We start from the raw sequence: 24,954 nt of genomic DNA, 5'->3' as shown, positions 1-24,954 counted from the left end.
ACATACACGAGGAAAGGAGCAATCCCTATGAAAGCATTTGACCCCAATTACAAGCTGCTGGACGAGATATATCAGGACGATTACTATCCTGCTTTTCTGGTGGACAAGGTAAAGGACGAGCTTCAGAAGGTCATCGCCCTGCTGGAGAGTGGCGAAACCGACACCGAAGTGGTGCAGGAAACGCTGGACGAGGCGGTCTGCGGCATCAATGATCTCCAGGAGGAGTTTGACGAGAACGACAGCGAGATCGAAACGGTGGCGCGGGAATGTATTGCGGCAACCGTGGCCTACATTCTGGAGTGGTTTGGCATCCCCATTGACACCGAGGAGGCCATCCGGGAACGGGACTGGTGAACCCTATGGCAGAAAAAGAACTGGCCCTTTGTGATGAGTGCGGAAGCCTGTTTTTCAAAGGCTCCTCACAGATGATGGGGCTGTGCCAGAATGTGCCCATGTTCTCTATGGCTACCCGAATTGTGACCATTATTTTCAGGATGGCCGGTGTGTGAACTGCTATTGGGACGGCTCAAAGAGTGTGTACATCAAGAAACAGAATCAACAGGAGGAAACTGATATGCCTACAACTGAATGGCTGAACAAATACGAAGCAATCAAGGATAAATTGACCTGTAAAGATGACTTGGAGGCCCATTTCACAGAGAAAGTGATTGGGAACATGGCGGTGGATGTGCTGGACATCGGCACCGTCCATTTCCCCACCGGGCAGATTTTCGCCTGTGATCCGCTGGTGGAACTGGAGGACACTCTGCCGTTCCTTCAAACGATCCCCGCCGGAACTTATCCCGTAAAAATCTGCGTGGTGCCCAGCGAACAATACGGCGACCGCTATGCCTGCGTCAAGGTGGAGGTTTCTCAGGAAAAGCCTGTCCGCTATGAACTGGGCATGGTGGGCAACGAGGATCTGGACGAGGAACTGGGAGAGGACGAGTATTTTGGCTTTGGCGTAGACGCCGGGATGGGCTGTGTCGCGGACATCCAGACCCAGGCGGCCTTCAAGGCATACTGGGCCAAGCGTTTAGAAGAAGACCCGGACATCGACCCCTACAACGACCTGTTCTGCGATCTTCTGGAAGAAAACGCCAAAGCCTACCCCAAATATCAGGGGGACTGCGGCGACTGGCTCAACTGGACAGTGCCGGGCACGGACTGCAACCTGCCCATCTTTGCCTCCGGCTGGGGGGATGGTTACTATCCTGTCTACTTCGGGTATGACGCCAAGGGCAAAATCTGCGCCGTGTATGTGCGGTTCATTGACATTGAAGCCAGTTATCGAGAGCAGGATTAAAAATGTGACAGAACAAAGGAGAACACTATGAAAGACCTTTGCCAATACGGAAACCGGCCGGAGGACGAATGGGAAATCTTGCCCTGGATACCTGACCCGCGTCCGCCTTTCAAAATCTGGGTGAAGCCGGAGCAGATTGCGCCATTCTTTCTCATTCCCCACCACCCCTATGCGCTCTCCCTTCTGCTGAAAATCAACAATGGATTCCGGACGGAAGTATTCCGTCGGCTGGGACTGACTGGAAGCAGCGGAGACTGGGAGCGGCTGGTCCGGGGCGTGATCCAGGAGTTCGAGGAAAATAACAGCGGCGTGGATCTGTTTCACTTCGACTCTGACGAGGATGTGTTCTGCGTGTACTCCCAATACATCGACGATTTGATGCTGCTGTCCAAAATGATCCGGGCGGCCTGTGACAATGAAAAAACGATGGGGATGTATCTGAACATGAGCGAGGTTGCGAAAGCATGAAAGATTTGACCACTCAAACAGGGATTATAGTAAAATGCAGTAAAACGGCCATTGAATTTTTCCAAAATGCTCAATCAGTGGATTTCTTCTCTGCACTGGAAATTCCGAAGGAATTCCAAGACATAGCGGTTGAGTTTTATGATTTGATTATGGAAAACGATCATCTCGCGGCCTTGCTGGGCTGTCGCGGCAATTATGATATTGCAATACAGATAGATGAGGTAACCGGCACCATGACGGGGTGGCATTGGTTCAAATGAGGGAAATGGAATGATGGAGTACATCAAGCTTTTTGGGGAGGACGCACCGGAGGGAGAACCGTCGGTGATCCTCTATGAAGTGGATACAGAAAATGAGCGGCTGGCCCTCCACTCCATTGACATCTTTGCAGATGGCCGCACCCGCAATATCCCTGACCTTTACGACGGCGCCATCGAGATCACGCCGATCCCCACCGTGGAGGAATTGAACGCCCATGTCTGGGGTGAGGAGTTCCACGCCTGCGTCATAGAGCAGGCGGAATTTGAGGCCGCCTGGGAAAGCCACACCTATGATGGAGCGTTAAAGTAGCCAGGAGGAGACACTATGAACAAACCTATAAAAGCCAAAAATCTGCCGTTGTTCTCCATCATTGACCTGGACCAGCTGCGCCGGGAAAAACATCTGGAGGGCACAGAAGTGACAGACTTTTTCACGGCAAGGGATGGAAAAGTCTATCTTCTCATGGAACAGCCGTCCGAAACACAGGGTAAGGACTGGCTCAGCACTCCTTCCACCTATACCGCAGTGGAAATCCAGCTGGATTGGGCGGAACAGCGGGTGCTGGAAACGACGCTGTTTCCTCTTGGCCTCTTGAAGTTCCAGTTTCATTATTTGCGGCCCGCAGGTGATCACTTCCTCCTGCTGGGGGCAAGATGCGCCTATCGGGAAAACGGCCCCGACCAGAACGCCTGGATCGTCAGCCGGGACGGAGCTGTGCTGTCCCGTTTCTGCCTGGGGGATGGCATTCAAGACTGTGTGGTAAAAAAAGATGGCACCATCATTACCAGCTACTTTGACGAAGGTGTATTTGGTAATTACGGTTGGGATGAACCTCTGGGTGCTTGCGGCCTGATTGCATGGACATCGGAGGGAACTCCTCTCTGGAAGAATGAGAACTATTCCATCTATGACTGCTACGCCATCAGCCTGGACGAAGAAGAAAACCTGTGGTTTTATTATTACGATGAATTCCGGCTGGTGCGGACGAACTTCAAAGAGGACTTTGTATTTGAACTGCCAATCGAAGGAAGCGGAGCTTTTTCTGTTGCCCCGTCCGGCAATACCTTCCTGTTTCAAGGCGGATACCAGCAACGGGATAAATTCTACTTCCTTACCGCTCATGGTGATCACCTTGGGAAAAAACAGGAGGCTATTCCCACCTGTGACGGAAACAAGGTCGCTGTGGAGCAGTGCAGCCTGCTTCGCAGCCGGATGTTGTTCCTTGGAAAAGATGGTGTGCTCTATGGAGGTATTTGGGGGAGCGATGGCCAATGAAACAGTCTGATATTTATACCGAGGCTCTGACCTGTCTGCGCTCCATCCTTCTGGCAGACCATCCAGAGTTCCAAAACTGGATCGACTGGTTGGAGCGGGACATTCAGGACTGGAACCAGCGGCGGGAGGTTGCCCACCATCTTCGGGCATACGGAGGTATGGGCTCGTTCAACGACCTGCCCAGTATGCGTGGAAATCACGACTATATTTTCGACTTTCTCAAGTCCGTGTGCTATGCCTTCGGCCATCTTTATGGCAAACGGGAAGGCATTTCTCCGGAGGCATTGATGGAGGAGTGCCTCCACGATGTAGAGCAGGCAGCCTATCACCCCCATAAGGCACTGAACCAAGCCATTGCCCAGCACTTGATGCAGGGCGATTTACAGGAAAACCTGGATAGGCTGTAGGAGGACTTGTTATGAACAAAAGACTATTCCGCACCCAATTCAATCAAATGGAAAACATCGAGAAGCAGGTGCTGATGGAGAGCCTGGCTGCCCGTTATGATATGACCTTTCTCGGTCTACATACTTTTGACCGCTGGGGCCAGAGCTGCACCACCGGCATCTTCAAGAAAGATGGTCGGGAGTTCGTCTTTGTCCCCGGCGATACCGTCACCCTGGGCTGGGAGCAGTTTGCCGTGGGATTGAATCAGGAGAGCCGGGAGGAATTGGAGTATCTGTTCCGAGAATGGGAAATGGAGCGGGACCCGGAGGAGATGATTCGGGAAAGCATGGCTCCTGTTCGGCAGGCGGCCATTGGACCCATGCTGGTGGGCCGGGAGCTGGAGGAAATTAACTGGGAGCCAGTCAAAATGGATGATCCCAGACTGACTGTCCACCCTGACTGGCTGAAGGAATTCCGTGATTTTGCCTGGAGTGACAGCAGCAGTCTTACCTTGCATCAGTCGGCCCGCATTGAGCGGACGGAAAAGGGCTTTCAGATCTGTATCTATAACCACACAGACTACGATGCGCTTCTTGCCATGCTGGAAAACAGGGGCTTCTCCCTGCCCACGGCGGACGAGTGGGCCTACCTGTGTGGCGGCGGGTGTCGGACCCTGTTTCCATGGGGAGATGGGTTAGACTACTCCATGCGTCTGCACTGGTTTGAGAACATGGATGAGGATGAGAACCGGCCCTATGACATGGAGGAGCCCAACTTCTTCGGCCTGTCCATCGCCTACGATCCCTATATGCGGGAAGTGGTGCAGGCTGATAGGCTTACCACCTGCGGCGGTGACGGCGGATGCAATATCTGCGGTGGGCTGGGCCCATTTCTCGGTTTCCTACCCTGTTCGCCCCACTGTAAGCCAGAAGTGCAGGAGGACAATGAACTAAACGGAGATTATGACTTTTATCGGCCTATCATTCGGTTGGAGAACTATGATTGACAATAGAAGCTTGATACGAAATAAAGAAAGAGAGGTGCCGACATGGGAGCATGGGGCATAAAAGCATTAGAGCGTGACGAAGGGTTGGATGTACTGGACATCCTCAAAAATGAATATGTACCGGAGCATCCGGTAATGGATCTGGGCGAGATGATCGAACTGATGAAAGAGGAAGTCATGCTGGGAGCTGACTTCTCACAAATCGACTTCCTCTTTGACAATACTGCGATGGCTCTGGCGGAGCTGTATTTCCAATGGAAGGATAATGGCAAGCTGGACTACGATTATGAAGAAGCTATATGGGATAAAGTCACCGGTTTCACAGCATCCAAAGAAGCCCTTGCTTTCCTGCTGCGGCAGCTCACCGACATCAAAAACGAGGTGCCGGACGAGGACGGCATCCGTGAGATTGTGGATCTTTGGAAGAACGAGGACAGCGGTGAGATCGCTCCTGTGTGGTCAGAGCATTTGGACTGGCTCATCAAGCGGCTGATCTCGGAACAGGAGGCATGACGCATGTATATCAAAAAATACTGGGGCAACTTTATTGGCGGTTCCGATGACAGTCTGAACCTTGTGGCATTTTTAGAGGATCAGAAAAAGGAGGAGATCCCCCTCAGCGAGATTTTCGCCAAGATTGGTCTGGACAAGCAGAACTGGGACTTCCGCCAGACCGTGGAGTATCTGGAGTTCACCCATTCGGACGGCGTGGAGATGGACTTCCACTTCGCCATTGATGTGGTCACCGACCTGGCCGCCATCCTGCTGGAGTGCAGCGTCAGTGGCAGTGTAAACCTTCAGGATCTGGACGAGTACAACACCCCCGCCCGCCGTATCCGCATCACTGCTACGCCGGAGGAGCACGAGGCCATGGACAAGGCCCTGGCGGACTTTGTCCATGCCCCGCTGGAATACGACATCAGCGAGATGATGGGCGAGGATGAGATCACGGATATGGCTTCTCAGGTGGAGATGCTGCGGAAGGAGCTGTACGAAGCCTCTGGCCGCAACCGGAACTACCATGTAAAGGCGGAAGATGTAAAAGATCTGCTCCCCGACTGGGAGGGTGCCGATGGCTGTATCGCCACCAACCGCATCACAGTGGAGGGCTGCAAGGTTGGCTACTGCTACAGGGAGAAGCCGGACGGCGGCTGGGACAGTGGCTGGCGCTTCACCGCTGGTGACGAGAGCGAGGCGTACATGGACGACCCCAACAACGCCGGGATTTACAAGCTGAACACAATTTGCAACGACGATCCCGACATCATTCCTCTGCTGAACACCCCCGCCCCCTGCGCCTTTGAGCGGGATGAGAACGGCGTGTTCCAGCAGATCAAAGACTGGAAACCGGATGAGGACGAGGAGGACCCTGATATGGACATTTTGAAGCAGTGCCAGAAGTGGCATGAGGAGGACAAACACCTGAAAATCGTTGACGCGCTGGAGGCCATCCCCGCCGAGGAGCGTACCCCGGAAATTGATATGGAGCTGGCCCGCGCCTACAACAATCTGGCGGACCCCAGCGAGCCGGAGGGAAGGAAGCTGCTTCACCAGGCACTGGAACTGATGCAGTCCCATGAGGAGGAACTGGGAGATACTTATTCCTGGAATTTCCGTATGGGGTATGCCTATTATTATCTGGATCAGGAGGGCCGCGCTCTGCGGTATTTTGAAAAAGCTCTGGAACTGCATCCCGGTGATGATCCGAAGCTCAACACCCGACAGGACATGGAGGAACTAATTGACTCGTGCAAGAAGGGTATTTCTCTGCCGCAGTTCTGGGAGTGCTTCCGGGAGCGGACAGAGGACTGGTGGGAAACCTTTGCGGAAATGGAAGCAGAATTGCGCCAGATGATGGATGAGGACAAAGATCACACCCGCGGTGCCGAACTCGTGGCCCAAATGGAGGAAACCCTGAATCTGGTCTTTGATGAGATCTCTTTCGAGATGGGCTTCAACGGCAAAAAGCATGAGCTGATCCTCACCCCGGAGGGCGACAAGGTCAAGCTGTTTGAGCTGGTCTACTTCCAGAAGCACGCCCCCAAGGAGGTGCTGGAGCACTGGAACATCCTGGTGGGCCGTCAGCCCTTCCAGAACATCGGTCTGCGTACTGAGAATGGCTGGGACATCTCCGGGGAGGATGTGCAGATCTGGCTGGAGGAGCAGGGTGAAAACAGCTTCGCCATCTCCGCCTACTGCGAAAAGCTGCTGCCTATGCTCCGGGAGGAAGAAGGCCGGGCCTGGTGGATGCTCACCACCTTCACCGACCAAGTGCTGGGCGAGATCTCCCACATGAGATACATAGACAGCTTTGATGTGCTGGAGGAACCCAAGGCAGAGCCGTCCTTCCTCCTGTCCCAGCTGCCCGACAAACTGCGGGAGCAGGGCCTGGAGCTCTCCACCGACCCGGAAGCCTATCTGGAGAGCTACCTTGGTTACAAAATGGAACCCAAACAGGACCCGGACGCCGATTGGCGGCTGGATGTAATGGCCGGTTCCACCTGCTGTGTGCCGCTCATCAACGGCTATCTGAATGCCGACAATGATTTTATGGACGATCTCCATGCCGACGGCGCGGTGGCGGGCTTCTTCTGCTATCCCCTGGATACCCTGCGGGAGGAGGAAGGCAGTCAGAAAATTTTCGACTTCCGGGACAAACTGGAGGAAGTGCTCACCGGCGGGGATGGTTCGGAAGTGCTCACTCTCACCGGCGGGGCTACCGGCCTCTACTGTGGCTATGTGGACTTCATCGCCTGGGACATCCAAGAGGCGCTGAACATGGCGAAAGAGTTCTTTGAAGGCACGGACATCCCATGGGCCATCTTCCACACCTTCCGCCGTGAAGCCGGTTCTGTATCCCTAAAGCAACAAGATGATGGGACAGAAACTGAGAATCAGGATGACGAGTTGGACGAAACGCTGACGGGCATGGACTATATTCCTTACACCCAACAGAACGCCGAAGCATTCTTCGCTCAGCTGGAGCAGTGGAACGACGAAGACGAGTACACCCGCTGTATCCAGGCACTGAATGCCATCCCGGAGAACTGGAGGAACTACCGCACCGCCTACGCCCTGGCCCGTGCACTGGAGAACTACGCCATCATCGGGGACCATGACGAAGGTACTTTGAAATCCAAGGGAGACAAAGCCCTTCTGAGGGCCATTGAGGTGCTGGAGTCCGTCCGGGAGGAAGGCCAGGACAAGGCGGAGTGGAATATGCGGATGGCCTATGGCTATCAGTATCTCTACGGCCAGGAGGAAAAGGCCATTCCCTACGCCCAGCGGTGGGCAGAGTTGGACCCGGAGGATGAAAATGCTCCGGCGGTAATTCGGGAGTGTAAGGCGGAGATCCGGAAACGCCAGCGCAGCCGGAAGAAGAAGGCCAAATTCGTGCCCGGTGATACCCCATTTGAGGGCTTCGACCTCACCAACTTCTGGGATGATAATTGGTATGCACTGAAAGAATATGTCAGTGATCCGCCTTCCGATGAGCTGATTGCCAGCGTGGAGGAGGAACTGGGCTACAAGCTGCCCGCCGCCTACATTTGGCTGATGAAGCAGCACAACGGCGGCATTCCGGTGAACACCTGCTATCCCTGCGATGAGCCTACCTGTTGGTCAGATGATCATGTGGCCATCACCGGCATTTTCGGCATCGGACGAGAAAAGAGCTGCTCCCTCTGTGGAGAGCTGGGCAGCCAGTTTATGATCGATGAGTGGGAGTATCCTGCCATCGGAGTGGCCATCTGCGACTGTCCCAGCGCCGGACACGATATGATCTTCCTGGACTACCGGGTTTGTGGCCCCCAGGGAGAGCCTGCGGTAGTCCATGTGGATCAGGAAAACGACTACAAGATTACCCATCTGGCAGACAGCTTTGAGGAATTTGTCCGCGGACTGGAGCATGAATCCCTCTATGATCCGGATGAAGATGTAGAGGATCTTGAGGATGACGCCGACGAGGAGAAAACTGACCGTAAGGGCTCCTTTGCCGGGTCTGTGCTCCTCTCCAAAGCGGAATGGGACAAGGAGCAGTTGATTCGAGATCTGCGGGAAGAATGGGGCATCGTAGATGAGGAGCCGGATGAGGGCGACGAAGATGATGAGAACAGCGATGACGCTGTGGTAATGCGGGTCGGCGGCATGATGCTGATCGTGACACTCTTCCACGGTCACATCCCGGACAATGAAGCGGAGATCAACGCCGAAAACAACTATATGTGGCCAGAGGCCGTAGAGGTGGCCAAAGCGCACAAGGCCCATATCGTGGTGGCTGTATTGGGCGAGGAGGAAAAACTGCTGGAACGGGGTAAGCTGTTCACTAAGGCGATGGCAGTGTGCTGCAAGCAGAAATATGCCACCGGTGTCTACACCAGCGGCGTGGTATTTGAGCCTCGTTTCTATGAGGGCCTTGCCGATATGCTCAAAGAGGACGAACTGCCCATCTTCAACTGGGTTTGGTTCGGCCTGTACCGGAGCGAGGGGGGCCTAAACGGCTACACCTACGGCATGGATGTGTTTGGCAAGGAGGAAATGGAGGTGTTGAACACCGACGCTGAGCCGGAGGAACTGCGGGACTTTTTGGCCAGCCTTGCCTCCTATGTGCTGGCGTGTGATGTGACACTGCAAGACGGCGAGACCATCGGTTTTTCTGCGGACGATAAGCACACCATCACCCGCAGCCCCGGCGTCTCCCTGCCGGAGGAACAGATGACCCTGAAGATCGGTTACGAGCCTATAAAGGGAGATCCGGAGGATGACAGCTGCGACCACTCAGACAATGATGACACGCAGGATGAGGAAGAATTCAGTAATCCCGAAGTCTACACCGAGGAGGAGATGGAAGCCGTCGAGGAGCACATTGAGCAGTATTTCGGCAAGTTCGAGAATGTGTTCCATGAGCTGGTTTCTCCCGACATCCATGTGGACATCTGCGTGGTGCCGCCCTCTGAGGAGCGGGACTACTGCACCCTGGTCACCATGGGCATGGGCGCTCACCGGATGAATGTGCCGGAGGAACTGGCGGAATATAAGCTGGAGCGGGCGGAGCTGGCTATCGCGCTGCCTGCGGACTGGAAGTTGGTTCAGGAATCTATGCAGGATGAGCGGTGGTACTGGCCTATCCGTCTGCTGAAAGTTTTAGCTCGTCTGCCCATTGCCAGCGACACTTGGCTGGGCTTTGGACATACCATGGATAACAAGGAGAACTTTGCGGAAAATACGAAGCTGTGTGCCGCCATTCTCACCGGCCCCCAAAGTACAGAGGAGGGCGGCGAGGTCTGCACCCTGCCGGGCGGCGAGGAGGTCAACTTCTATCAGGTCATTCCGCTTTATGAGGACGAGTTGGACTATAAACTGGAACATGATGTAGACGCTCTGCTGAACAAGATGAGGGGGATCAGTTTTGTTGTAAACCCCACTCGTCAGAATGCGATCACCCGTGGCACCCTTTCCAATGATAATTTTGACGGTGAGATGGACGACGCTTCCTATCACCTTGAGAGCATTGAGGAGAAGGAACTGCCTATTGACCCCATCAATGCTTATAACCACATGGCCATCTACCTGCGCTGGTGCATGGAGCACGACCTGATGGGTGAGGACTTCCTGAAAGAATACAGCGAAGTGGCCAAACAGGTCAAAGCTGATCCTGCCAGTGTGGATCTGCGGGAGTTTATCCGGGATGAGTTGGACGGCTGTCTGTTCTCTGTGCTATTCAATCAGCAAGGCCGTGCTTTTGCAGGCTATTACTATGGAGAGGGCGACAGCCCCTACTATCCCGCCGACATTGACGACAATGCCCTCCGCTTCTTCGGCCCGGAGCGGTATCACTCTGATGAGTTCCAGGATGAAGCCTACCTGTTCATCCCCTTTGACGAGGACTACTATCAGGCTATGGCAGAGGTGATCGGGGAACGGTTTGAAAACTGGCAGGGACAGGACTTCGACGAGGACACGCTGGAGCCTTCCGAGGTTGCTCAGGCCATCATGGAGTATCTGGACTGCGAGTGTACCTATTTCCCATCCATGGCAGATGATGACCCCATCATGTCGGCATACAGCTACGCCCAGCGGCTGGGGGTACGGGAGGGCTTTGTTCCCGTGCTCATCAAGGCGGATGATGAAACGCTGTTGGAGTGTCTGGTGATGAACGCCGACCCGGAGAACGATGCGGACTTTTATGAATTTGACCTCAAAACGGTAATGGAGTATCGAAAGAAGATGCTCTCCGCTCCCGTCAAGGACGGAAAGGCGGTTCTGGAGGAATTGACCGGCCAGCGCAAGGAAGAAGCCGAGGACGATGACATGGACTGGGAGGAGGAAGTCCTGGGCGAGATGGAGGGCGGCTATGACAATGACCGCTTCTCCTGCTATTGGGATTCGGATAGCCACATGACCTATCCGCTCATTCTGGCCAAAATTCCGGTCAAGAACCCCTGGGAGATCTTCGCCTACCTGCCCTTTGGAAACTGGAACGAGTGTCCCGACACGCCGGAGCTGATGGCGGTGGCGAAATACTGGTTTGAACAGCATGGAGCGGTCCCTGCCGCTATGACCCATGACGAGCTGGAGTTCCTGCTCCCGGTCCCCGTTTCCAAGGAGAAGGCCATGGAATTGGCCGCGGAGCAGTATGGGTTCTGCCCAGACATTGTGGATCAGGAGCAAGATGACCCGACGGTGGGCAATTTAGCAGATGTTCTGTGGCAGTCCACTGTCTGGTACTTCTGGTGGGATTGAGTAACATCACGGGAGGAGAAAGGCATGAACAAATCAAATCAACATAGCTTGCCCCAGTCGTTAGAAGTGGCCATCGCACTATGGGAGCAACACCTGAATGAATTTGCCGTTCTCCTCTCGGATGCCATCCCTTCCTTAAAGAACACAGACTGGATTATAGAGAAAAAGCGAGTGTTTGTTTGTGGCTCAGATGGTTCCAAGAAAAGAAGGCGAACCGCAAGCGGGCCCTCTTACCATTCTGGCGTTTCGCTGAACCGCTCTGATACAGAACAGATCTGGAATCACTTTCAGGCGTTTGCGGGAGCCATTGGCCTGGATGAGGTGGAGCGGATTCCTGCCAATGAGCAGGAACTGGGACGGTATGATTTCCGAGCGTCCAACAGCCAGACAGCGGATAGTTTCACTTGCCTGATCTATCTGCCGGGCGAGTGGAATCAGGCTGGGGTCCATATCTCTGTATTTATCGGGCCGAGATACCGGGATGCGGATTTGCATGAGACATAAGGAGCACCTATGATGAGAATATGGAGGGGGCACAATGAACTTTAGCGAAGCAATGCAAATGCTTGGAACCAAGTTGCAAGGAAAGTACGGGCATTTAGGATTCAAGTATAAAAAATCCGACAAAACACTTACGAGGCACAGTAAAAATTTCACCTATATGATTGCGTTTTCCTCATTCGGCGGGAACACAAAGGATAGCATAAGCATAGAGGTTTGCTATATAATCAACACCCGTCCATACGACCCTTATGGTTATGCCAAACCAGACGCCAACACACAACCACTGTTTTACAGTTTGAGAGACAATGAAATATATCTTGATATAGGAAATGAAGAAAAAATTGACATTGCCTTTGAGGTTGTTTGTCAATGGATGGATAAAATACTGATTCCAAAAATGAATGAGCTTTGTGCTACCGAGTAATGTGGAAGTGATGGCGGAGAAAGAGCGTGGACACCTATGAACACAGAATCATTGACAGCAAAGCTCCTGGACCTGGTCGAAGGCCGGGAAACACCAGAAAGTTGGCGGAACTGGTGGGACGAGCATGAGCCGGAACTGGAAACCCTGCTGAGTCGGGGCGAATTTCTGAAGCTAAAGCCCTGCCGGCATGGTTTCCAGTGGGTCCCGGTGTTTGGCAGCCAAAAGGGAGCCATCGCCATTCTGGAAAAGAGCGGCACAGCATTTGAGGCCAGCAATCTCTACCAGGAGCGGTATCTGGCGGAGCTGGATGCGTTCTGCAAGAAGCAGAAGCGAGTGCAGCGGGAAAAGCAAAAGGAATTCAAGGCCAGCCACCCAGAACTATTTGGCCGATACCCCAAGTTCTCCAAGGCGTTGGCAAAGGTGCTGGACCCCTCTGATGAGATCAAGCCCGCCACCACGGAGGAGCAAATCGGGAATCAAGAAAGCGTGATGGACTTCACGCTCCCGGCCCAGGTGCGGGAGTTTTTCCTGCTGACCGCAGGCATCAATGTATTCACAGGCGTAATCGTTGAACTCTCTGGAACATTTAATTTGACCATCCACGGAGAGCGGTATTGCGTGCTGGGCGAGTTCTGGAAAGAAGCGGACGGCGACCAGCTCCTGCTCCGCCCCGGAGAGGAAACCATCTGGTACTACGCCCATGAGCAGGACAAGGTCAAGCGACTCTGCAACGATATGACAGAACTGCTGGAGAAGAAATTGGCGAGGTATCTCAATGAACACTGAAAATATATTCGGGAGGAACTGCCATGTCACAGATTGCGTCCTTTTATCTGATAAAAAATAACCGGCGGCAGGAACTGTCCAACGGCGACTGCTCCGGTGCGGTCTATATGGCCATCTGGGACTGGTGTGAGAGCGTGCTGGATATGGATGTCCGTTTTCCTGCTCCCCAGACCGAGGACACCCTGGACTGCGCTCTGCTGGAGGGAGAGCTGGCGTCTAAACTGCTGGCAGCTCTGCGGGAGCGGGACCTCCCGGAACTGGCTGCTGAAATTGCCCCGGACTGGGACCTGCCCACCGAGGCGGTGCAAAGCGGACTGGAAACGCTGCGCTCCCATCTGGAACTGGTGCAGGACGACGCTGCCCTGCTGTATGAAATGATATAGACAAAAAAGGAGTGAAACTTATGGGACTTGACATTTACGCCGGGACGCTGACCCGGTACTATTCTCACAACTGGAAAACTGTTGTTCAGCAGTGGGCGGAGGAAAACGGATACACCTTTAACCGGATCACCCCGGATGGAGAACCCGCCGACAACGAGGAGGAGCTGTCCCCGGCTGAGATCCAGGCGGCAGTGGAGGACTGGCGGGATCAGATCTTAGCCGCCATTTCCCAGCCGAACCAACCGCCCTACACTCCATGGCCGGAGGACAACGAGCGGCCCTATTACACCGATAAGCCGGATTGGGATGCCTTTGGCGCTATGCTGCTGGTGGCCGCCTGTCATACATACGAGGAACCGGTGCCTCTCACCGTGGAGAAGGACTGGGACTTCGGGGAGCATCCCCTGATTGCCCGCCTTGCATCGGACGAGGAGCGGGTGTGGTCCCTGCTTCGGGGCGCGACTTGGTGGCTTCCCCTCACCGACAGCTTTCTATTCCAAGGCCCTCTGCCCACCGATGATCAAACGATGATCGCCACTTTGGGCGGTCTGCGAAAGGAACTGGAGAAGCTGAACCAGCTGGCATGGCAGGCCGATGAGGACACCATCCTTGGCTGGGCCGACACTGAAGGATACCCGGTAGACGGAACCATAGACTCAGATGGACAGTACAGCAAGGCAGACATCCCAGAACACACCCAATATGACACCCAATCCTTGGCCAAGTTTGCCTTCTCCGTGTTCTGGCGGGCCATGCGGTTTGCCGAGGAACAGCAGGTGCCTATCCTGCTTGACTATTAAAGAGAATTCGTCAGGGGGTGGAGACCGTGGAACAAAAACGGCCGGCAGATATAATTCAGGAACTTCTGGACTACCTGTGGAACGGCCTGGGCCTGGAGGAAAAGGGCTGGAAGCGTCTGAAAAAGGGCGACTTCAAAAAGAAAATGAAAAACGGGCTGACCTATCAGATCTGGTTTGACCGGAGCCGCTACAACTACATAGACTACGAAATCGGCCATGGGAATGTGGAGGTGGGCTTCAGCTGTATCATAAAGCAGGGAGATGACTACCTCTACTCTTTCAGAATTGAACCCACAACAGGCGGTTCATTCTTTCGGATGCTGACAGAGGACCTGCGGCTGAACACCGGGCTGCTGGACACCTTTCTGCCCCTGGTCAAAGCCAACTACCTCGACTTCATCGACCGCTTCGAGGCAGACCCCGTGGAGGCATTACAGCCGGTCTGCGCCCCCTTCACCGAGGCGGAGGACTACAGCTGGTTCATCTATGTGCGGGAGCAGATGGTGGAACGGTACGGAACGGCGGAGCAGATGGAGGGGTACCGCCGTCAGGCGGAATTGCGCGGAACGCCTGGACACAAGGCAAAGAACTGGATGGGTTCGATGTTGTTCCACCTCTCCCACGCCAATGATGTGGATCAAGCCTGGGCCTCAAGCCGCACCAGAGAGGAACTGGACCAGGTGGTGGAACCCTTTGTGCAGGCCAAGCGGCAGACAGGACAGTGGACACAGGAGGATGAGGCGGGCTATCAGCTCTACCGGCAGGAAACAGATCCGAAGAAGCGCACCTTTCGGGTATGGTATCTCATCGCCAACCCCCGCGGCCTGCCGAAAGAGTTTGTCCAGAAAGAGCTGGAGTTTCGGTGGAAACTGTTCCCAGAAAAGAAGGAGGAAACCAAATGAGCAATAAAGCTTTCCAGCAAAATCTGGACGACAAAAAAGGCCCCCAGCCCGGAGGTCCCTATCTCATTCAGATGCTGTTCAAAGAGCCGGTAGAAATGCCGGATAAAGAAAAAATGACTGCCATAATGGAGAAGCACATCGGATCAACAGAGTGCTTCTGTTATGATAAGAAAATGGCCGGCTTTGCCGCCCTGGATCATGTCGCGGAATTTCAGGACGGCAAGTGCCCGGTACAGCTGATGGTGATGAAATGCGACAAGTTCAAGGGCAAAGGCTTTGATGCCTTTCTGATGAGCCAGATGTGGGACTGCCAGGAGGACCGTGACCGGATCTTCCGGGAGTACAAATATCAGGTGGTGGCCACCGATATGCTGACTGCGGCGCTTTCAGCGCTGGAGCGTGCCAACCTGGATGCCGACTTTCTGGAGGCTCTGGCAGAGCTGTACCCCACCTGTGAGGCGTTCTATTTCCAGAACTGCGGCAAGCTGTTTCTGGCAGAGGATGTGCGCTCCCATCAGATTGAGGGGCCGGATCGGTTCATCCGCTTTGGCGTCAATGTCCGTTTCTTCAACATCGAGGGCACGGAGGATATGCTCATCGACACGGTGGGCATGAGCACCCTGTTTTTGCCGGATCTCCAGTACCACTTCCACGGCATGGACCCCAACTGGGTGGTAAACCACGCCTATAATGCAGCGTCCTATATTCTGGAGCATGATAACCCCATTGAGGATGGGGAAACCATAGACGGCGTGGCGGATGGCCAGATGTGCCGGGAGATCCAGTGGAAGTGCCAATATGAAGATGCCTTGATCCAGCCGCCCAGAGGGGTGCTGGACATCAACATGGGAAACTATGCTTCGGGAGGACGCTGAATGAATGGCGTTGTGCTCCTGGTAGGCGGACTTCTGCTTGTGGCGGTGATCAAGCTGATTATAGATCGAAATTGGATCGGCCTGCTTCTCTGTGCTGTCGCCCTGCTTCTGGTCTTTGGGGCTGGACACCATACAAAATAGGCCATTTTAAGAATCGAGGAGGTGAAGTATGCAGAATTCAACAAATATGCGGATACTGGAATTACTCCGGTTTCTCTATGAGCGGACCGATGAAAACCATCCCGCCACAGTATCTGACATCATTGCCCATCTGAATGGAAAAGGAATTCAGGCAGTGCGGCAGACTGTTTACGCAGATACCAATGCGCTGATCGATGCGGGGATTGATATTGTGGTGGTTAAGAGTACCCAAAACCAATATTTTATGGGAAACCGCCTGTTTGAGTATCCAGAACTGAAAATGCTGACAGACGCAGTAGCATCCTCGAAGATCATTTCTGCCAAGAAGTCTGAGGAGCTGGTGCAGAAATTATGCCGTCTGACCAGTCTACATCAGGCAAAGCAGCTTCAAAAATTTGCTGCTTTATCCAGCCGTGTCAAACCGCATAATGAAAAGGTTTACTACATCATTGACAATATCCAAACAGCGATTGGAAACCATCAGCAAATTCGGTTCCAATACTATGAATATACTCAAGAAAAAAAGAAAATCTTAAAGCATGATGGATATTATTATGTCGTAAATCCTTATGCGCTGGAATGGAAAAATGACCACTATTATTTAATTGGATATTCTCTGAAGCATCAGAAAATTGCTCACTTCCGTGTAGATCGGCTAACAAGCGTAGAAAACCTTGAAACTTGCTTTATGCCAGTAGAGGGATTTGATGTAGCCTCCTATACAAACAAAATGGTTGATATGTTTACATCAGAGTCATCGAAGGAAGTAACCCTGTTATGTGAAAACGAACTGATGCGTGTAATCATAGACCATTACGGAGAAGATGTCCCTGTTGAGAGGTATGATGACGGGCACTTCACAGCCAAAATTGAAGTGAACCCCAGTGGAACTTTTTATGGCTGGATATTCAAATTCAAGGGGAAAATAAAGATTCTATCCCCAAAAGAGTGCATTACAGAAATACAGCAAATCGCTCAGGAATTTATATAGCGCAAAAGAGGTGTTATTGATTTTTAACACCTCTTTTCAAATGAAATTTTTATCCTTGAAGTGAACAGATGTTCGATATACAATATAAGCAAGATGTTCGCAGTTCGTCGAACAAATGAGAGGTGAATGCTGTGGGCAATATAACTTTTGGATCATTTATAGCCGAGAAACGCAAGGCGCACAAATTCAATTTACGCGATACAGCCAAGCATTTGAATATTGCTTACGGTTATCTGTGTGATATTGAGCAAAGCCGCCGTCCTGCACCCAATGGAGATTTTGTGGAACGCATCTCTGCCTTTCTGAATTTGGATAAATCAGAACATGAGTTGCTTTTGGATCTGGCTGCAAAATCACGCAATACAGTATCTGCTGATTTGCCAGACTATATCATGGAAAAAGATATTGTTCGGGCAGCCTTGCGTGTGGCAAAAGAAGTAGATGCTACCGATGAAGAATGGCAGACATTTATGAAAATGCTAAAGGAGCGTAAACGATAGGGGGGAGAGCTTTGTCAATTCCACAAATCCGTACAGAAGCAATCGAGGCAGTAGGGCGAAAAATCCTGATGGAATATGATCCCTCTCTGCTATCCGGGCAACCATGTCCTGTGCCAATCGAAACCATTATCGAGACAAAGTTTGATCTAATCCTGGAGTTTCATACACTAAGAAAAAACCCCAAGATATTAGGGGAAACAATTTTCGATGACGGTGCTGTTGTCTTATATGACCAGATACAGAGACAGTATCGAATGATTGCAGTAAGAGCCGGTACAATCTTAATTGATGAACGGCTTTGTGATCCGTCAAAATTAGGGCGGCTCCGTTTTACCTGTGCCCATGAGCTGGCTCATTGGGTACTACATAAGAAGTTGTACTCTGGTACTGGAGATGTTGCTGCTTATAACGGAAATGTTTCTTCCGACGAAAGTCATGGCATAATTGAGCGTCAGGCGGATACTCTGGCTTCTGCTCTGCTGATGCCTTTACCGCAGATCAAAAAATGTTTTTACCGGCTTAAAATAGGCCGGACAGATGAACAGCTCATTGCTGAAATGGCAAATATTTTTGAGGTTTCCAAGCAAGCAATGCAGATTCGTCTAAAATCCAGAAACCTGATATAACCAAATGGGGGAATAGAGAGAGGCACTGCCCTCTCTCACGCTCCTCTGCTATGCTATTTTGTACCTAATATGTTCGCAATATTGCGAACAAGGAGGGATGTTCTATGAGAAAAGAAAGCACAACAATCCAAAAATGTAACAGCAGGCTAACAGCTTTGGGGCTTAACAGCGACGCTGCGTTTCATAGAAGTAAGCTGATTCTAAAGATTTACCGTGATGTAGTCTGGGTTCTGAGTGAACGGGCAGAAGAATTACAAGAAACTGCTTGGATTATGGGAGAACAAGATATAGAGTCTGGCCTCTGCTATCTTGAAAATTTTGCACCAGATATTGAACTGCAAGCCTTTGAAGAAAAAGTTTGCTGCCTTGTTCAAAATCAAATGCTAGTCAATATTATTGACCGTGCACTCCTTCGTCTGAAACGGTATCCGGATCGAGGAGAACTTTACTATGAAATTTTGACTAAGCAATTTATCTATCGGTTCAACAGTACAGAGAAAGAATTGCTGGAAGAACTAAATATAGAGCGCAGTGTCTTTTATGACCGAAAACGAGAAGCCATCTATTTATTTTCTGTTTGCTTGTTTGGATATTCTATTCCAGAAGTCCTGGAGGAGCTGCCCCGACTAAATCCCGACTAAATCCCGACTAAATCCCGACAAATCCCCGACCTAATCCCTACTCCCTTCCGACTTCCGACCTGCTATACTTGTTATAGTGGCAGGAATGCGCTAAATTGAATACTTTTCTACATAAGGCCCGGCATTAACCGGGCTTTTTTCATTCCTGCTGCAATATGGCGGCAGGAACATGGCTGGAGGTGAAAACACTTCCGGCCTTTTTCTTTGCCCGGTATTAGGAGGCCGGTATGCGCTGGGAGGCGTACATAGCAAAATATCCATGACACCGTTCAAATTCGCTGACTACCAAGAATTTGAACGGAGGAAAGGATATGACGAGAGTATTCATTTGGAAAAATAACAGCCCACAGGAATGGGAGGAAATCAGTTTTTCAGCGTTCAGTAAGGCACGCCGCAATGGTTGCTTTACTGGGCGCTTTTTTGTTGAAACAGTCAAAATGTTCCGTGATGAAGATGACCGCATTATCATGGAATGTTCTCGCAAAGATTTTGAAAAATACCAACAGGAGGACCGCCACAGCCGCTATCTCCAGGAACATGAGAAAAGTCGCTCTATATTCCCGGCTTCTCATGTGGGAGATCGTGACGGCACAGAGGAAGGTTATCAGGATACAGATTTGTTTGTGGATGAATCTGTTGATACTGCGGAACAAGCTATTCAGAATTTACTTCTTGAGGATTTACACCAAGCTCTATTGAAACTGAGTCCAGCAGAACGAGATTTTATATTGTCCTATTATGAAATGAAAATACCAAATGCAACTTGTTTAGCCCAACGATATGGTATTACTCGGCAAGCCGCAGATAAGCGATTGAAAAAAATTGAAGAAAAAATAAAAAAGTTGGTTGCGATTTTCTAAAAAAGTGGCAGTAGCAAGTGAGAGGGAAATCCTTTCACTTGCACCTTGACAACCTCATATACGAATCATTAAGTTTGATCCTCTTTGGGCGTAATAGCCGCTACATCAGCGGTATATTTTCTGAGAGCTGCCACTCGCATAACAGGCCAACCCATTTTTGCTGTATAGATGAGTTTTCGGTTTATCAGAAATATATCAGGCTGGAATACATCGGATGGCATCCGGTCATGGCATAACAAGGAGGAAAGCTCTCTTACAGCCATAGTCCGAGCGTGATAATAACCGTCGCAGGCCATGGGTAAGACCAAACGAAGTGGAGGTGAAACTCCTGAGAAGCAGGCCAGCCACCTGCGGCTTAATGATTACCCAAATCCCTGGGGTGTCGTGGACAAGTAAGGGATAAAACAGGCGCTAAATTGAAGGAGACTCTGTAATTTGCAGAGCCTCCTTCTTACATAATCAAATCTCAAAACATAGGAGGATGAACATGAAAGAAGATTGGATTTATAAGCGTGGGGATTTATATTATGCCAATTTGAACCCTTATTTTGGATCAGAGCAAGGCGGCACCCGTCCTGTCCTGGTTCTTCAAAACAATGTGGGGAATTTTTTCTGCCCCACTTTGATCGTAGCTCCACTCACCAGTAAATGGATTAAGAAAAAGGAGCTGCCCACACACTATGCATTGGAGAGCGTTCCAGAGCTTGGACTGAAATCTGTTGTTCTGCTGGAGCAAATTAAAACGATTGATAAAAGGCGTGTTTTATCGTACATTGGGCGCGTATCTCGCGAAGAAATGAGAGCGATTGATGATGCTCTGCAAGTTAGTTTAGATATTCATATTCCGGAGGAAATGGAGGCTCCGTAAGGCCACTTACCGGATAAAGGAGGCGTTTTTATGTTTGAAGCAAGAATTGCGGAATTGAACCGCTTTAATGAACAAAATCCTGTCAGCTATGACAAAAGAACCTATACGGTCGATGAGATTCAGGACATTCTGGGTATCAGTCGTCCCACAGCATATAATCTGGTAAAACAGGGTGTATTCCACAGCGTCAGAGTCGGCGGTCATATCCGCATTTCCAAAAAGAGCTTTGATGACTGGCTGGATCACGCAGATGAATGATTTGTCAAGGATGCCGATCTCCAAATCGACATCCTTAACTTTTTTTCTGCTTTCTCTTACAATGAGGCCATAGCAAGAAAAACTTTATAGAGGAGGCAAAAGCCATGCAAAAACAAAGAGTAAAGACCAGTATGTCTGTACCAGAGATGGGCAAAATGCTTGGGCTTGGTAAAGTAGAATCCTACTGGTTGGTTAAAAAGAACTATTTCAAAACAATTCAAGTGGCCGGACGAATGAGAGTTATGCTGGATAGCTTTGAAGATTGGTATGCCGGCCAGTTCCACTATAAAAAAGTGGATGGTACACCGCCCGGAGAGAAATGGAGGCATACTACGATGTCAGTTCCGGAAATGGCGGATCTTTTGGGGCTGAAATCTGGCACAGCTTATGACCTTGTTAAAAGGGGCTATTTTGAGACGACCTTGATTGATCGAAGAATTCGTATCATTACCAGCAGTTTTGAAGCCTGGTATCAAAAGCAAACTCATTATGTGAAAATCTCAGAAAGGAGCAATGAAAATGGCATCTATCGTGAAGCGTAAAAGCAAATATTCTGTGGTGTATGATTACACAGATGAAAACGGAAAACGCAGACAGCGTTGGGAAACCTTCAGCACAAATGCAGAAGCAAAAAAACGAAAAAAGCAAATTGAGTATGAGCAGGACTCTGGAACCTTCTTTATTCCTACGGCAAAGACCCTGAACGATCTGCTCGATGAATATATGTCCATCTATGGTGTAAATACCTGGGCAATGTCAACATATGAAAGCCGCCGTGGTCTGGCGAGAAACTACATAACTCCTATTATCGGAGATATGTTACTATCCGACATCACTCCAAGGATGATGGATAAGTATTACCGTGATCTGCTCTCTGTGAAAACGGTAAGCGTCAACAACCGCAAACCCACAAGCGAATATCTGACCCCGCATACAGTAAGAGAAATTCACAAGCTACTTCGCAGTGCCTTTAATCAGGCGGTGCGTTGGGAACTAATCAGCCGTAACCCTGTCCTGAATGCGACACTTCCCAAAGAAGAACATAAAGAACGGGATATATGGACTGCCGAAACGCTGAGCAAGGCTATGGAAGTCTGTGATGATCCTATCCTCTCCCTTGCCTTAAATCTGGCGTTCTCCTGCTCTTTACGCATTGGTGAAATGCTGGGCCTTACCTGGGACTGCATTGATATTGCACCACAGAGCATAGAAAATGGTTCAGCTTATATATTCGTCAACAAAGAGCTGCAACGGGTTACACGAGGTGCATTGGACGATTTGAGCGACAAAGGTGTTATTAAGAAGTTTCCACCTTGCATAGCCAGTACCCATACTGCTCTGGTCCTGAAAGAGCCTAAAACCAAAACCAGTATTCGCCGCGTGTACCTGCCGAAAACAGTTGCCTATATGCTGGTAGAGAGAAAAAAAGAAATTGATGAGCTGATGGATCTGTTTGGAGATGAATACATCGACAATAACCTGGTCTTTTGCTCCAGCAATGGCCGTCCGATGGAAAGCCAGGTGATTAACCGTGCTTTCAATAAACTTATCAAAGAAAACGGACTGCCTCATGTTGTATTCCATTCTCTCCGTCACTCCAGTATCACCTACAAGCTGAAACTCAATGGTGGCGATATGAAATCCGTCCAAGGCGACTCTGGTCATGCTCAGGTAAAAATGGTTGCAGATGTCTACTCTCACATCATCGACGAGGATCGCTGCATAAACGCTCAGCGATTGGAGGAAGCATTTTACTCATCCAAGACTCCTGACCCTGTTGAAGATACAGAGCCTAAAACTGCGGATACTGCCGTCACTGAAAGTGATGAAAGTGATGCAGCGAAGATACTGGAACTGCTTAAAAATCCCGAAACTGCCGCACTGCTCAAGCAGCTGGCAAAAGCTTTATAAAGTCCCTCCCTCAGAAGAACGCCTCTCACTTTGTGAGAGGTTTTCTTCGTTTGAACCACTTTGCACAGTGACCAAACACTTTTTTTGTTAGCAAGGTTCTGAAAGCATTTTTGAGCGATGTTAGCAAATTCGCGATTTTGTTTGCAACTTCCTCTAATTTCTGCTAACAAATGTTTGCAAGTTCCTTTGGTAAAAATCGAACCTCTGACTTACCGCCTTTCTTAGCAAAAGGCCAAATCTCGTTAGCAAATGTTAGCAAACCAAGGTTTTTTGCAAAAAAGCCACAAAAGCCGCAGAAATAAGAAAAGCCGAAAACCCTGATAAATCAAAGGTTTTCGGCGTGTTTGCTGGCGTCCCTGGCGGGATTCGAACCCACGGCCTTTCGCTTAGGAGGCGAACGCTCTATCCTGCTGAGCTACAGAGACTTATATTAAATTGAGACTGGCAACGATCACTTTTCCCCGTAAGGCAGCTGGTAGAGCACAACCTTAGGAGGGGGACGCTCTATCCAGCTGAGCTATTGGCGCGTATATCAAATGAAATTGTAAATAGTGAGGATTGAACAATTGCTTAGGAGGCGAACGCTCTATCCTACTGAGCTACAGAAACACAATCTTTAAATATTCTACCCTTTTTCCATGAAAAATGCAAGTCCTTTGTATTTCTGGGTAATTTTCCCAAAATGATAATTAAAGTTGCACAAAAACAATGCAGATAAATTGTATAGGATTAACGAAAATATAAAAGCTTGTCAACCACATATTTACAAGTATTATTAAATATGCTACATTTGAAACAACTTGTTGAACAACTTGATATACATGTACAGATAGAATGAAAAACATGTAGAATTTATTATTTTTAATGATCCAAAGGGAGGACAAAAAACAATGAGAAAGAACATTTTCACCAAAGCAACCATGAGACGTGCGGCAGCTTTCGGACTGGCAGGATGTATGGCAGCAGCATCTTTAACAGGATGCGGCTCTTCTAAGACAGAGAGCACTACAGCAGCAAACGCAGAGACCAAAGTCGAGGCAGAAGGCGAAAGCAAGGCAGAAGCAGCAGACGGAAGCGACATTCACGTAGGCATCATCTTTACTGAGGCTGGTTTAAGCGGCAACTCCTTCAACGACCTGGCTTTAGAGGGCGTTAAGAAGGCTGCTGATGATTACGGCATCACCTACGATGAAGTTGAGCCAAAATCCGTATCTGACGAAGAGATCATCCAGGACGAAATGGCTTCTTCCGGCGAATATGACCTGATCATCTGCGTAGGCGCTGAACAGGTAGATGCGCTGACCAACGTAGCAACTACTTATCCAGATCAGAAATTCGCTCTCTTAGACGCAAACTCCGATTTAGACAATGTAGCTTCTTATTCCTGTAAAGAGCAGGAAGGCGCATTCTTAGCAGGCGCTCTGGCTGTTTTAGCAAAGCAGGAAAAAATCGACGATAAATTAAACGACGGTAAAGTGATCGGCTTCATCGGCGGCGTAGACAACCCACTGATCAACCACTTTGCAGCAGGTTATCAGGCCGGCGCACAGTACATTGACCCGGATATGCAGGTTCTGATCGACTATGCAGGCAGCTTCAACGATCCTACCACTGCAAAGACCATTGCAAATACCTTCGTTGAAAAGGGCGCAGACGTGATCTTCCATGCTTCCGGCGCATCAGGAATGGGTATGTTCCAGGCAGCAGAAGAAAAAGGCTTTGTAGCCATCGGCGTAAACTTAAACCAGAATGAGATCGCTCCAGATTACATCATGGCAAGTATGTTAAAGAAGTTAGATTCCTGCGCATACCATGCAATTACCAGCGTTGTTGAAGGCACCTATACCGGTGAGAACCAGGTTCTTGGTTTAAGCGACGGCGGTGTTGATGTTACCACTGAAAAGAGCAATATCCAGGTTTCCGACAGCATCAAAGAGCAGTTAGATGACTTAAAGGCAAAAGTTATTTCCGGAGAGATCGAAGTACCTTACGAACTGAAGTAATAAGGAATGAGATACACATGTCACCTGACGGTGATGT

27 protein-coding genes, 1 tRNA gene and 1 pseudogene are annotated in these 24,954 nt (G+C 50.3%); 28 read left to right on the top strand and 1 reads right to left on the bottom strand.

The features are described 5' to 3' along the window. Positions 1–27 precede the first annotated feature (27 nt). The 27 genes and pseudogenes from DW251_RS06040 (at position 28) to DW251_RS05915 (ending at position 22,914) form a co-directional block, all read left to right on the top strand. Positions 28–354 (top strand): DUF5713 family protein, encoded by a 327-nt coding sequence (locus DW251_RS06040; protein WP_117623993.1) that lies wholly within the window; start codon positions 28–30, stop codon positions 352–354. Between the two features lie 5 nt (positions 355–359). Further along, positions 360–1,306, top strand: a pseudogene (locus DW251_RS06035) (DUF4241 domain-containing protein). A 27-nt stretch (positions 1,307–1,333) separates the two neighbouring features. Further along, on the top strand, positions 1,334–1,774 hold the full coding sequence (locus DW251_RS06030; protein ID WP_006773011.1) for an Imm51 family immunity protein: 441 nt from the start codon (positions 1,334–1,336) through the stop codon (positions 1,772–1,774). Continuing rightward, positions 1,771–2,034, top strand: a complete 264-nt coding sequence (locus tag DW251_RS06025; protein WP_006773010.1) for a hypothetical protein — start codon at positions 1,771–1,773, stop codon at positions 2,032–2,034. Before DW251_RS06030 ends, DW251_RS06025 begins: the two co-directional genes overlap by 4 nt. 10 nt (positions 2,035–2,044) lie before the next feature. After that, positions 2,045–2,344 carry a hypothetical protein gene (locus tag DW251_RS06020; protein ID WP_118300491.1) on the top strand — a complete coding sequence of 100 codons (300 nt, stop codon included), beginning with the start codon at positions 2,045–2,047 and terminating at the stop codon, positions 2,342–2,344. Positions 2,345–2,359: 15 nt separating this feature from the next. After that, the gene (locus tag DW251_RS06015) at positions 2,360–3,310 is read left to right on the top strand and encodes a hypothetical protein (protein ID WP_006773008.1); all 951 of its coding nucleotides are present in this window, start codon (positions 2,360–2,362) and stop codon (positions 3,308–3,310) included. Then, positions 3,307–3,717, top strand: a complete 411-nt coding sequence (locus DW251_RS06010; RefSeq protein ID WP_002588992.1) for a hypothetical protein — start codon at positions 3,307–3,309, stop codon at positions 3,715–3,717. Before DW251_RS06015 ends, DW251_RS06010 begins: the two co-directional genes overlap by 4 nt. Before the next feature lie 11 nt (positions 3,718–3,728). Next, a complete protein-coding gene (locus DW251_RS06005; protein WP_002588993.1) occupies positions 3,729–4,703 on the top strand; it encodes a hypothetical protein in 975 nt (324 codons plus the stop codon). 42 nt (positions 4,704–4,745) lie between these two features. Next, entirely contained in the window at positions 4,746–5,216 is a 471-nt protein-coding gene (locus tag DW251_RS18225; protein ID WP_006059608.1) for a DUF4259 domain-containing protein, read from the top strand. Between the two features lie 3 nt (positions 5,217–5,219). Then, complete coding sequence (locus tag DW251_RS06000; protein WP_243034887.1) at positions 5,220–11,444, top strand: DUF2185 domain-containing protein; 6,225 nt, start codon at positions 5,220–5,222, stop codon at positions 11,442–11,444. A gap of 24 nt (positions 11,445–11,468) precedes the next feature. Next, a complete protein-coding gene (locus DW251_RS05995) occupies positions 11,469–11,948 on the top strand; it encodes a hypothetical protein (RefSeq protein WP_002592905.1) in 480 nt (159 codons plus the stop codon). Between the two features lie 34 nt (positions 11,949–11,982). After that, complete coding sequence (locus DW251_RS05990) at positions 11,983–12,372, top strand: hypothetical protein (RefSeq protein WP_002592906.1); 390 nt, start codon at positions 11,983–11,985, stop codon at positions 12,370–12,372. Positions 12,373–12,408: 36 nt separating this feature from the next. Beyond that, on the top strand, positions 12,409–13,158 hold the full coding sequence (locus DW251_RS05985) for an SMI1/KNR4 family protein (protein ID WP_117440299.1): 750 nt from the start codon (positions 12,409–12,411) through the stop codon (positions 13,156–13,158). Positions 13,159–13,181: 23 nt separating this feature from the next. Further along, positions 13,182–13,541: a hypothetical protein gene (locus tag DW251_RS05980; protein WP_002592908.1), complete on the top strand. Its 360-nt coding sequence runs from the start codon at positions 13,182–13,184 to the stop codon at positions 13,539–13,541. Between the two features lie 20 nt (positions 13,542–13,561). Then, positions 13,562–14,341, top strand: a complete 780-nt coding sequence (locus DW251_RS05975; protein WP_117440300.1) for a hypothetical protein — start codon at positions 13,562–13,564, stop codon at positions 14,339–14,341. Positions 14,342–14,367: 26 nt separating this feature from the next. Next, positions 14,368–15,243, top strand: a complete 876-nt coding sequence (locus tag DW251_RS05970) for a spondin (protein WP_118300490.1) — start codon at positions 14,368–14,370, stop codon at positions 15,241–15,243. After that, a complete protein-coding gene (locus DW251_RS05965; protein WP_118300489.1) occupies positions 15,240–16,118 on the top strand; it encodes a DUF4261 domain-containing protein in 879 nt (292 codons plus the stop codon). The genes DW251_RS05970 and DW251_RS05965 overlap by 4 nt, the downstream gene beginning before the upstream one ends. Beyond that, positions 16,119–16,259: a hypothetical protein gene (locus DW251_RS17885; RefSeq protein WP_006059618.1), complete on the top strand. Its 141-nt coding sequence runs from the start codon at positions 16,119–16,121 to the stop codon at positions 16,257–16,259. Positions 16,260–16,287: 28 nt separating this feature from the next. After that, complete coding sequence (locus DW251_RS05960; RefSeq protein WP_117499825.1) at positions 16,288–17,250, top strand: WYL domain-containing protein; 963 nt, start codon at positions 16,288–16,290, stop codon at positions 17,248–17,250. A 131-nt stretch (positions 17,251–17,381) separates the two neighbouring features. Next, entirely contained in the window at positions 17,382–17,750 is a 369-nt protein-coding gene (locus tag DW251_RS05955) for a helix-turn-helix transcriptional regulator (RefSeq protein WP_002569119.1), read from the top strand. Positions 17,751–17,761: 11 nt separating this feature from the next. Further along, positions 17,762–18,376 carry an ImmA/IrrE family metallo-endopeptidase gene (locus DW251_RS05950; protein WP_002592912.1) on the top strand — a complete coding sequence of 205 codons (615 nt, stop codon included), beginning with the start codon at positions 17,762–17,764 and terminating at the stop codon, positions 18,374–18,376. A gap of 104 nt (positions 18,377–18,480) precedes the next feature. Continuing rightward, positions 18,481–19,017, top strand: coding sequence for a hypothetical protein (locus tag DW251_RS05945; protein WP_002592913.1), 537 nt, complete (start codon positions 18,481–18,483; stop codon positions 19,015–19,017). 311 nt (positions 19,018–19,328) lie between these two features. Continuing rightward, the gene (locus DW251_RS05940; RefSeq protein WP_006059623.1) at positions 19,329–19,877 is read left to right on the top strand and encodes a sigma-70 family RNA polymerase sigma factor; all 549 of its coding nucleotides are present in this window, start codon (positions 19,329–19,331) and stop codon (positions 19,875–19,877) included. A 487-nt stretch (positions 19,878–20,364) separates the two neighbouring features. After that, on the top strand, positions 20,365–20,745 hold the full coding sequence (locus DW251_RS05930) for a type II toxin-antitoxin system PemK/MazF family toxin (RefSeq protein WP_002569115.1): 381 nt from the start codon (positions 20,365–20,367) through the stop codon (positions 20,743–20,745). Between the two features lie 30 nt (positions 20,746–20,775). After that, positions 20,776–21,003: a helix-turn-helix domain-containing protein gene (locus DW251_RS05925; RefSeq protein WP_002569114.1), complete on the top strand. Its 228-nt coding sequence runs from the start codon at positions 20,776–20,778 to the stop codon at positions 21,001–21,003. A 104-nt stretch (positions 21,004–21,107) separates the two neighbouring features. Then, the gene (locus tag DW251_RS05920; RefSeq protein ID WP_002569113.1) at positions 21,108–21,545 is read left to right on the top strand and encodes a helix-turn-helix domain-containing protein; all 438 of its coding nucleotides are present in this window, start codon (positions 21,108–21,110) and stop codon (positions 21,543–21,545) included. Continuing rightward, positions 21,523–22,914 carry a tyrosine-type recombinase/integrase gene (locus DW251_RS05915; protein WP_007862346.1) on the top strand — a complete coding sequence of 464 codons (1,392 nt, stop codon included), beginning with the start codon at positions 21,523–21,525 and terminating at the stop codon, positions 22,912–22,914. The genes DW251_RS05920 and DW251_RS05915 overlap by 23 nt, the downstream gene beginning before the upstream one ends. 348 nt (positions 22,915–23,262) lie before the next feature. On the opposite strand, the gene DW251_RS05910 is transcribed toward DW251_RS05915, so the two are convergent. After that, positions 23,263–23,339: transfer RNA gene (locus tag DW251_RS05910), tRNA-Arg, on the bottom strand. 465 nt (positions 23,340–23,804) lie between these two features. Between DW251_RS05910 and DW251_RS05905 the strand changes: the two genes are divergently transcribed. Then, the gene (locus DW251_RS05905) at positions 23,805–24,917 is read left to right on the top strand and encodes a BMP family ABC transporter substrate-binding protein (RefSeq protein ID WP_182433585.1); all 1,113 of its coding nucleotides are present in this window, start codon (positions 23,805–23,807) and stop codon (positions 24,915–24,917) included. The last annotated feature ends 37 nt before the right edge of the window (positions 24,918–24,954 follow it).

Origin of the sequence: Clostridium sp. AM22-11AC, assembly GCF_003473545.1 — a bacterium.
GTDB lineage: Bacteria > Bacillota > Clostridia > Lachnospirales > Lachnospiraceae > Enterocloster.
Note: the sequence above shows the minus strand (reverse complement) of the source record. Positions and strands in the feature narration are given on the sequence as shown.